Source organism: Variovorax sp. FW301-JW7 (genome assembly GCF_058788795.1).
In genome coordinates this window covers 407,593-415,908 of sequence record NZ_JBYTBC010000006.1, presented here as the reverse complement: position 1 = coordinate 415,908, position 8,316 = coordinate 407,593, and the positions used below count along the sequence as shown (strand labels likewise).

Below are 8,316 nucleotides of genomic sequence, written 5' to 3'. Positions count from 1 at the left end.
CAGCCTCTCGACCTCCACGTCGTCGGGCCTGAGCACCGCCACGAGCAACATCGACAGCCTCTCGACCGGCCTGAGCACCACGAACAGCAACGTGGGCAGCCTGTCGACCGGTCTGAGCTCTGCAACCAGTGGCATCTCCAGCCTGTCGACGGGCCTCAGCACGGCGACCAGCGGCATCTCGAGTCTCTCGACCGGCCTGAGCACGACGAACAGCAACGTCGGCAGCCTCTCGACCTCCACGTCGTCGGGCCTGAGCACCGCCACGAGCAACATCGACAGCCTCTCGACCGGCCTGAGCACGACGAACAGCAACGTCGACAGCCTCTCGACCTCGACCTCGTCGGGCCTGAGCACCGCCACGAGCAGCATCGACAGCCTGTCCACCGGCCTGAGCACGACGAACAGCAACGTGAGCAGCCTGTCCACCTCGTTCTCGTCGGGCCTGAGCACCGCCACCAGCGGCATCTTCAGCCTGTCGACGGGTCTGAGCACGACGAACAGCAACCTGGGCAGCCTGTCGTCCTCGACCTCGACCGGCCTGAGCACCGCCAACAGCGGCATCGGCAGCCTGTCGAGCGGCCTGAGCACCGCCACCAGCGGTATCTCCAGCCTCTCGACCGGCCTGAGCACGACCAACAGCAATGTCGGCAGCCTGTCGTCGGGCCTGAGCACGGTGGCCAGCAGCGTGGGCAGCCTGTCCACCGGCCTGAGCACGACCAACAGCAACGTCGGCAGCCTGTCGACCGGCCTGAGCACGACGAACAGCAACGTGAGCAGCCTGTCCACGGGCCTGAGCACGACCAACAGCAACGTCAGCAGCCTGTCGACCGGCCTGAGCACCACCAACAGCAACCTGGACAGCCTGTCCACCAGCGTGGGTGGCGCGGCCAGCGGCATCGCCAGCCTGTCGACCTCGACGTCGACCGGCCTGAGCACGGCCACCAGCAGCATCAGCAGCCTGAGCACGACGGTCAACACGATCAACGACAAGGGCACGAAGTACTTCCACGCCAATTCGACCAACACCGACTCCAAGGCCACCGGTGCGGAAGCGGTGGCGATCGGGCCGCGTTCCGAAGCCAGCGGCGCCAACTCCTTCGCGGCCGGCAACGGCGCGAAGGCCACGGCCGACGGCGCGGTGGCGGTGGGCTTCGGGGCGCAGGCCACGGGCACCAACGCCATCGCCATCGGCACCGGGGCGCTGGCCACGGGCTCGCAGGCGATCGGCGCGAACTCCCGTGCCGGCGGCGGCGGCGTGGCCCTGGGTGACGGTGCGGACGCCGGCGGCACGCCGCTGAGCAAGGCGCAGAACATCGCGCAGGGCACGGCCATCGGTTTCGGCGCGGTGGTCCAGCAGACCGGCGGCGTGGCACTGGGTGCGAACTCGGTGGCCTCGCGGGCGGCGGGCGTGGCTGGCTACGTGCCGGGCAGCGCGAATGCGCAGCAGGAAGCGGCCATCAAGGCCACGACCAGCACGCAGGCGGCGGTGTCGGTGGGCGATGCGGCCAACAACCAGTTCCGCCAGATCACGGGCGTGGCAGCCGGCTCGGCCGACAGCGACGCGACCAACGTGGCGCAGCTGAAGGCGGTCTCGGCGGCCGCGAAGGCCAGCAGCGTGCAGTACGCCACCAACCCCGACGGATCGGTGAACTACAACCAGATCACGTTGGGCACCGAGACTTCGGGCCCCACGCGCATCAGCAACGTGGCGCCGGGCATCCTGCCGACCGACGCGGTCAACCTGGGTCAGCTGCAGCAGGTGCAAAAGCAGGTGGGCGACGTGGCGCGCATCGCCTACTCGGGCACGGCGATGGCCTTCGCGATGTCGGGCACCTACCTGCCCACGCTGTACCCGGGCGAGAAGACGGTCGGCGTCGGCCTGGGTTCGTACCAGGGCTACAGCGCCGTGGCGCTGACCTTCAAGGCCTTGTCGGACGACGGCAAGATGTCCTGGGGCGCGGGCCTGACGACCACCGGCAAGGAGTGGGGCGTGAACGCCGGCATCGGCTGGAAGTGGAAGTAAACCGCTGAGCGAGCAAGCGCCCGGCTGACGCCCGGCCCCGGTGGCTCCCGCGCCCTGCGCGCGGGAGCCATTGTTTTTTGGTACACACTTCGCCCATGCGCATCGGTATTTCAGTCCTCTCCCACGCGGGGCAGAACATCTGGGAAAACGGAATGGGACAGAACGTCCTGTTCCTGGCCCGGCTGCTGCAACGCATCGAATTCGTCGAGTCCGTCACGCTCATCGATGCGGGCGACCAGCAGGCCATGCCGCCGCAGGTCGACCTGTCGGCGATGGGCCTCACGCTGGGCCGCGCCCGCGAGCTGACCGACGCGCTCGACGTGGTCATCGAAATGGCGGGTGCCCTCGACCTGCAGTGGCTCTCGTACTTCCGCGCCTGCGGCGGTCGCGTGGCCTTCCACGGCGTGGGGCAGCCCTTCGTGGCGCTGGCCGAGCCGATCATCTTTGCCGACCAGGGGCACTTCGGCGCCACCGACCGTTGTGACGAGATCTGGCTGCTGCCCAAGGACGCGGGCTTTGCGCCGATGATGCGCACGCTGCACCGCTGCCCGGTGCACGAGGTGCCGTACCTCTGGTCGCCGCAGTTCCTGGCACAGCGCGTGGACGAGGTGCAGGCGCAGGGCTTCCGCTTCGGCTACCAGCCGCGCACGGCGCAGCAGCCGGGTTTCCGGGTGGCGATCTTCGAGCCGAACATCTCGGTGGTGAAGTCGTGCAGCATCCCGATGCTGATCACCGACGAGGCCTACCGCGCCAACCCGGAGCACGTCGCGGCGATGCACGTGCTCAACACGCTGCACCTGAAAGACCACCCGACGATGCTCTACCTGGCGAACTCGCTGGACATCGTGCGCCAGCACAAGGCCACCTTCCACGGGCGGCACGACTTCGCGGGCTTCATGGTGCAGCACGCCGACGCGGTGGTGTCGCACCAGTGGCAGAACGACCAGAACTACAGCTACCTCGACGCGCTGTACGGCAACTACCCGCTGGTGCACAACTCGCCCTGGCTGCGCGACGCCGGCTACTACTACCCCGACTTCGACATCGCCGTCGGTGCCGAGCAGCTCGCCGCAGCGGTGCGCGGCCATGATGCACAGCTCGATGACTACCGCGCGCGCAGCCAGCGCGTGTTCGACGCGATCGACCCGATGAACACGGCCAACATCGACGGCTACGCACAGCGGCTGCTGCACCTGGTCGGTGGCGACCCGGCGTTCCGTGCCGGCAACGCGAAGGTGGCCGCATGAGCGACGTGCAGAACCCCACCGCAGGCCCGCGCGCGGCCGCCACGCCGACCCGCCTGAAGGTCGGTGTCTCCATCTTCATCCGCAAGGGCGAGCAGAGCCTGTGGGAGAACGGCGTCTACCAGAACTGCCTGTTCCTCGTGATGCTGCTGCTGCGCTCGCCCTGCGTCGAGCGCACGGTGCTGGTGGCCGGCGGCGGCGACGGCGGCCCGGCCGATGCCACCAACTTCCTGGCCGATTCGCCGGTGCCGATCATCGACATGGCCACCGCCGCGCAGGAGCTCGACCTCATGATCGAGATGAGCGCGCAGCTCGGCCGCGAGTGGTCGGTGGCGTTCCGCGAACGCGGCGGCAAGATCGTCTCGATGCGCGTGGGCAACGACTACGTGATCGACATCGAACGCATGACCTTCAACAAGCCGCACGGCATGCTGGTCAGCGGCGCGCCGTACGACGAGGTGTGGACGCTGCCCGAGTACGAAATCTCCTGCAAGCCGTACTTCGCGAGCACCTTCCGCGCACCCACCAAGCTCATGCCGCACCTGTGGAGCCCGATGGTGGTCGAGAAGGCGATGGCGCGCGGCGCCGAGGGCAAGCGCTTCGCCTACGAGCCGGGGCGCAAGCAGTGGCGCGTGGCCATCTTCGAGCCCAACATCTGCATGGTGAAGACCAGCTTCATCCCGATGCTGGGTTGCGAGTCGGCGCACCGCGCGCAGCCGCGCCTCATCGAGAAGATGTGGGTCTACAACAGCTTCCACCTGAAGGACAAGCCGAACTTCGTCGCCTTCGCCCAGAGCCTCGATCTGGTGCGGCACGGCCTGGCGACCTTCGAAGGGCGCTTTCCGCTGTACCAGGTGCTGCCGGGCGCGATCGATGCGGTCTTTGCGCACCACTGGGAGAACGCGCAGAACTACCTCTACTACGAGGCGCTGTACGGCGGCTGGCCGCTCATCCACAACTCGCACCTGATCGGCGACTGCGGCTACCGCTACCATGGCTTCGACTGCGAGGAGGGCGGGCAGGCGCTGCGTCGCGCGTTCGCCGAGCACGACGCCAACCTGCCGGCCTACCGCGAGCGCGCCCGCGACCTCATCGCCAGGCTCGACCCGGAAGGCGAGGAGAACGTGCGCCTTTACTCGGCGGCCATCGAGAGCCTCTACGCGTGAAGGCGACACCGATGACCGCCTTGGCCCGATTCACCGCTGCCGCCTGTGTGCTTGCGATGGCCGGCAGCGCGTTTGCGCAAGGCGTGCTGGCCCCGCCCGCGCCGCCGCAGGACACGCTCACGCGCGCCGCCGCCAGCGTCGGCGTTCAGCGCTGCCTGCCCGCCATCACGCGGCTGGCGACGCTCACCGTGCAGGGCAGCCGCGCGCACGACGTGCTGCTCGACTGGGACCGCAAGCGCCCCGACGCCGGCCCGGTGTTCTCGCTGATCGGCATCCAGTTCCCGAACGCGGGCGTGGCCGCGTCGATCACCGCCATTCCCGACGACAGCGGTGCCTGCACCGTGTCGGCCGAGCGCATCTCGGTCGCGCCCTACACCTGCGCCAGCGTGGCCGAGCAGGAACTGAAGAACTACAAGCGCACGGCGCTGCTGCCGATCTACACGGTCTACACCGACGACAAGGAGCCGACCTCGTCGGTCTCGCTGATCGATTCGCCGCCGGGCTGCCTCGTGATCCGCCGCTATGTCGAGTACGGCTGGCGCGACCCGACTGCGCCCATGCCTGCCGCCGCGCCGGCGGGGCAGGCGCCCAAGCGCCGCTGATCCAGGCCGATTCAAGGGCGCGCGAGCCCGTCTCCGACACGCGCGAACGCCCTTGACCGGCCGCGGCGTGGGCCGCATCCGTCCAAGAATGGACGGAGGCCGCGCGCTCCAACGCGGCGCAAGGAGACCCCATGCCACTGGCGACCCTGATCGGCCGATGGGCGATGCAGCCTTTCTCCAAGGCCCTGCCGCCGCTGGGCGACACCGAACGTGCCGCGCTCGAGGCCGGCACGGTCGGGTTCGAGGGCCAGCTCTTTGCCGGGCGCCCCGATTTCGACGCGCTCACGGCCGCCGGCCCCAACCAGCTCAGCGCACGCGAAGAAGCCTTTCTGGCGAACGAGGTGCCCGCGCTGTGCCGCATGCTCGACGACCACGCCATCGACCAGGCGCACGACCTGCCGCCCGAGGTGTGGCGCTTCCTGCGCGAGAAGCGCTTCTTCGGAATGATCATTCCCGAGGCCTTCGGCGGCCTGGGTTTCGGCCACTACGCGCACGCGACCGTGGTGGCGCGCATCGCGAGCGTCAATGTCGCCACGGCCGTCACGGTGATGGTGCCCAACTCCCTCGGGCCGGCCGAGCTGCTGCTGCGCTACGGCACCGACGCGCAGAAAGACCACTACCTGCCGCGCCTGGCCGACGGCCGCGAGCTGCCGTGCTTCGGCCTGACCTCGCCCTATGCGGGCTCCGACGCCGCCGCCATTCCTGACCGCGGCGTGCTCGTCGAGCGCGAGTTCCAGGGCCGGCGCACGCGCGGCTTCCTGGTCGAATTCGACAAGCGCTACATCACGCTCGCGCCAGTCGCCACCGTGGTCGGCCTCGCGTTCCATGCCGTCGACGAGAGTCGGCCCGAAGGCCAGCGCGAACTCGGCATCACCTGCGCGCTGATTCCCGTGCCGCACGAGGGCATGGAGATCGGCCGGCGCCACCGACCGATGGACAGCGCCTTCATGAACGGCCCTATCCACGGCCGGCAGGTGTTCGTGCCGATGGACTGGGTCATCGGCGGCGAGCCGCAGGTGGGGCAGGGCTGGCGCATGCTGATGGAATGCCTGGCCGCGGGCCGCGCCATCTCGCTGCCCGCGCTGGGCTCGGCCATGCAGCAGACGGCGCTGTACGTGAGCAACGCCTACGGCCAGATCCGCGAGCAGTTCGGCCTGCCGGTGGGCAAGTTCCATGCGGTGGCGGGGCTGGTCGCGCAGATGTCGGCCGAGCTGTACGCGACCGACGCCGCGCGCCGCTTCACCGCCGCCGCGCTCGATGCGGGCGAGCGACCCAGCGTGGCCAGCGCGATCCTCAAGGTGCAGCTCACCGAGGCTGGCCGGCGCGCGGTGAACCGGGGCATGGACATCCTCGGCGGCAAGGGGATCATCTCGGGCCCGTCGAACCTGCTCGGCGTGGCCTACCGGCAGGCGCCGATCGCGATCACGGTGGAGGGCGCGAACATCCTCACGCGCGCGCTCATCGTGTTCGGGCAGGGCGCGGTGCGCTGCCACCCGCACGTGCTCGACGAGATGGCGGCGGTGCAGGCGAAAGATGAAGCCGCGCTCGGCCGGGCGCTCATCGCGCACGGCAGGCATGTGGCGCGCAACCTGTGGCACAGCCTGTTCGGCGCGCCGGTGCTCGGCGATCCGCCCGAGGCGCTGGCGGGCGAAGCGCGCCTCATCGCGCGCATGAGCGCCAAGTACGCGCTCACCGCCGACCTGGCCATGGGGCTGCTCGGCGGCAAGCTCAAGCGCATGGAGCTGCTGTCGGCGCGGCTGGGCGATGTGCTGGCCCACCTGTACCTGGCGAGCGCCTGCGTGTGGCGCTACCGCGTCGATGCGGCGCCCGAGCTGCTGCCCTTTGCGCAGGCCGCGATCCGGCTGCAGCTGGACGAAGCCGGCAAGATCCTGCGCGACCTGTACGCCAACCTGCCGACACCGGGGCGGCGCCTGCTCGGTGCGCTGGTGCTGCGCCGCACCGCGCACCTGGCGCCGCTGCGCGACGTGCAGCTGATGGCATTGGCCGAACTGCTGCGCACGCGCCCGGACGTGGTCGCGCGGCTCGTGCCCGATCTGTCGGAGCCCGGCCCGGGCGGCCTGCGCGACCTGATGCAGGCGATGGCGCTCGGCGCGCAACTGGGCGACGAGACGGCCGCGCTCAACAAGGTGCTGCGCCGCACGCGCTCGCTCGACGAGGCGGCGCAATCGGCCAGCGACCCCGCGCTGGCGCTGGCCTACCTGCAGGCGGCCGACAAGGTGATCCAGGTCGACGACTTCGAGGGGCCGGCGCGCAATGCGGACGGCAGCGCCGGCCTCAGCGCGCCTGCTGCGCCGCCAGTGCCGTCAGCGCCGCCGCCGTCTGCTCGTCCGCCGGAAAGAACGACTCCACCGCGAGTTCCTGCAGCGTGACGTCCACCGGCGTGCCGAAGATGGTGATGGTGCTGATGAAGCTCAGCACGCCGCTGGGCATGACCACCTGGAACGGCACGGCCACGGCCGACAGGGCGGTGTCAAGCAGCGGCGCGTCATGGCTCACGGCCGGCGGCGGGTAGCCCTCCAGCTCGTCGTGCAGCGCCTGCAGCACGGTGTCGCCGGTGGCGGCGATCTGCTGCTGCAGCCGCTCCAGCAGGTGCGTGCGCCACTGCGCGAGGTTCGCGATGCGCGGCGCCACGCCCTCGGGGTGCAGGCTCAGGCGCAGCACGTTGATGGGCGGCTTCAGCAGCTCGGCCGAGCAGCCTTCCATGAGCAGCGGCACCAACGCGTTGTGCGCCACCAGGTTCCAGTGGCGGTCCACGGCCAGCGCGGGGAAGGGCTCGTGGCCCTTCAGCACCAAGTCGATGGCGCGGCGCGCCGAGGCCATGGCGGGGTCGTCGAGCGAGCGCTGGCGGTACATGGGCGCGAAGCCGGCGGCCACCAGCAGCGCGTTGCGCTCGCGCAGCGGCACGTCCAGGCGCTCGGCCAGCCGCAGCACCATCTCGCGGCTCGGCGCGGCGCGGCCGGTTTCCACGTAGCTCAGGTGGCGGGTCGAGACCTCGGCCTCCTGCGCCAGGTCGAGCTGGCTCAGGCGGCGGTGGGTGCGCCAGTGCCGCAGGTGGGCGCCGAACGGATCGCGCGCGCCGGGCAGGCCGGCGGCGGCGGCTTTGGACGAATGGGTGCGGGGGGTGTTCATGGAGCCGCATTCTGGCGCGGCGGCGGCGTGGCGCCATGACCTCCCAGGTCATCGACGCGATCCACGCCCGGCGGAATCATCGACCCCAACGCAGCAGGACTGGCCTGCTGCGTACCCACCCAGGAGATCCA

Annotated in this window: 6 protein-coding genes; 5 read left to right on the top strand and 1 reads right to left on the bottom strand. The window is 70.2% G+C overall.

Annotation, left to right across the window (positions count from 1 at the left end; genetic code table 11):
• The 5 genes from AC3WQM_RS19360 to AC3WQM_RS19340 all read left to right on the top strand — a co-directional run.
• The coding region (locus AC3WQM_RS19360; RefSeq protein WP_492680931.1) for a YadA family autotransporter adhesin at positions 1–2,023 on the top strand (2,023 nt) is incomplete at its 5' end.
• A 95-nt stretch (positions 2,024–2,118) separates the two neighbouring features.
• Complete coding sequence (locus AC3WQM_RS19355) at positions 2,119–3,270, top strand: DUF2827 domain-containing protein (RefSeq protein WP_492680929.1); 1,152 nt, start codon at positions 2,119–2,121, stop codon at positions 3,268–3,270.
• Positions 3,267–4,433 (top strand): DUF2827 domain-containing protein, encoded by a 1,167-nt coding sequence (locus AC3WQM_RS19350; RefSeq protein WP_492680927.1) that lies wholly within the window; start codon positions 3,267–3,269, stop codon positions 4,431–4,433. Before AC3WQM_RS19355 ends, AC3WQM_RS19350 begins: the two co-directional genes overlap by 4 nt.
• 11 nt (positions 4,434–4,444) lie before the next feature.
• Positions 4,445–5,035: a hypothetical protein gene (locus AC3WQM_RS19345; protein WP_489057993.1), complete on the top strand. Its 591-nt coding sequence runs from the start codon at positions 4,445–4,447 to the stop codon at positions 5,033–5,035.
• A gap of 131 nt (positions 5,036–5,166) precedes the next feature.
• Positions 5,167–7,425 carry an acyl-CoA dehydrogenase gene (locus tag AC3WQM_RS19340; RefSeq protein ID WP_489057994.1) on the top strand — a complete coding sequence of 753 codons (2,259 nt, stop codon included), beginning with the start codon at positions 5,167–5,169 and terminating at the stop codon, positions 7,423–7,425.
• Here the strand turns inward: AC3WQM_RS19340 and AC3WQM_RS19335 are convergent.
• On the bottom strand, positions 7,331–8,185 hold the full coding sequence (locus AC3WQM_RS19335) for a helix-turn-helix domain-containing protein (protein ID WP_062477152.1): 855 nt from the start codon (positions 8,183–8,185) through the stop codon (positions 7,331–7,333). The genes AC3WQM_RS19340 and AC3WQM_RS19335 overlap by 95 nt on opposite strands.
• Positions 8,186–8,316 lie beyond the last annotated feature (131 nt).

Coding starts and splice junctions, on each gene's coding strand:
- AC3WQM_RS19345 (WP_489057993.1), top strand. CDS start 4,445: ATGACCGCCTTGGCCCGATTCACCGCTGCCGCCTGTGTGCTTGCGATG.
- AC3WQM_RS19340 (WP_489057994.1), top strand. CDS start 5,167: ATGCCACTGGCGACCCTGATCGGCCGATGGGCGATGCAGCCTTTCTCC.
- AC3WQM_RS19355 (WP_492680929.1), top strand. CDS start 2,119: ATGCGCATCGGTATTTCAGTCCTCTCCCACGCGGGGCAGAACATCTGG.
- AC3WQM_RS19335 (WP_062477152.1), bottom strand. CDS start 8,185: ATGAACACCCCCCGCACCCATTCGTCCAAAGCCGCCGCCGCCGGCCTG.
- AC3WQM_RS19350 (WP_492680927.1), top strand. CDS start 3,267: ATGAGCGACGTGCAGAACCCCACCGCAGGCCCGCGCGCGGCCGCCACG.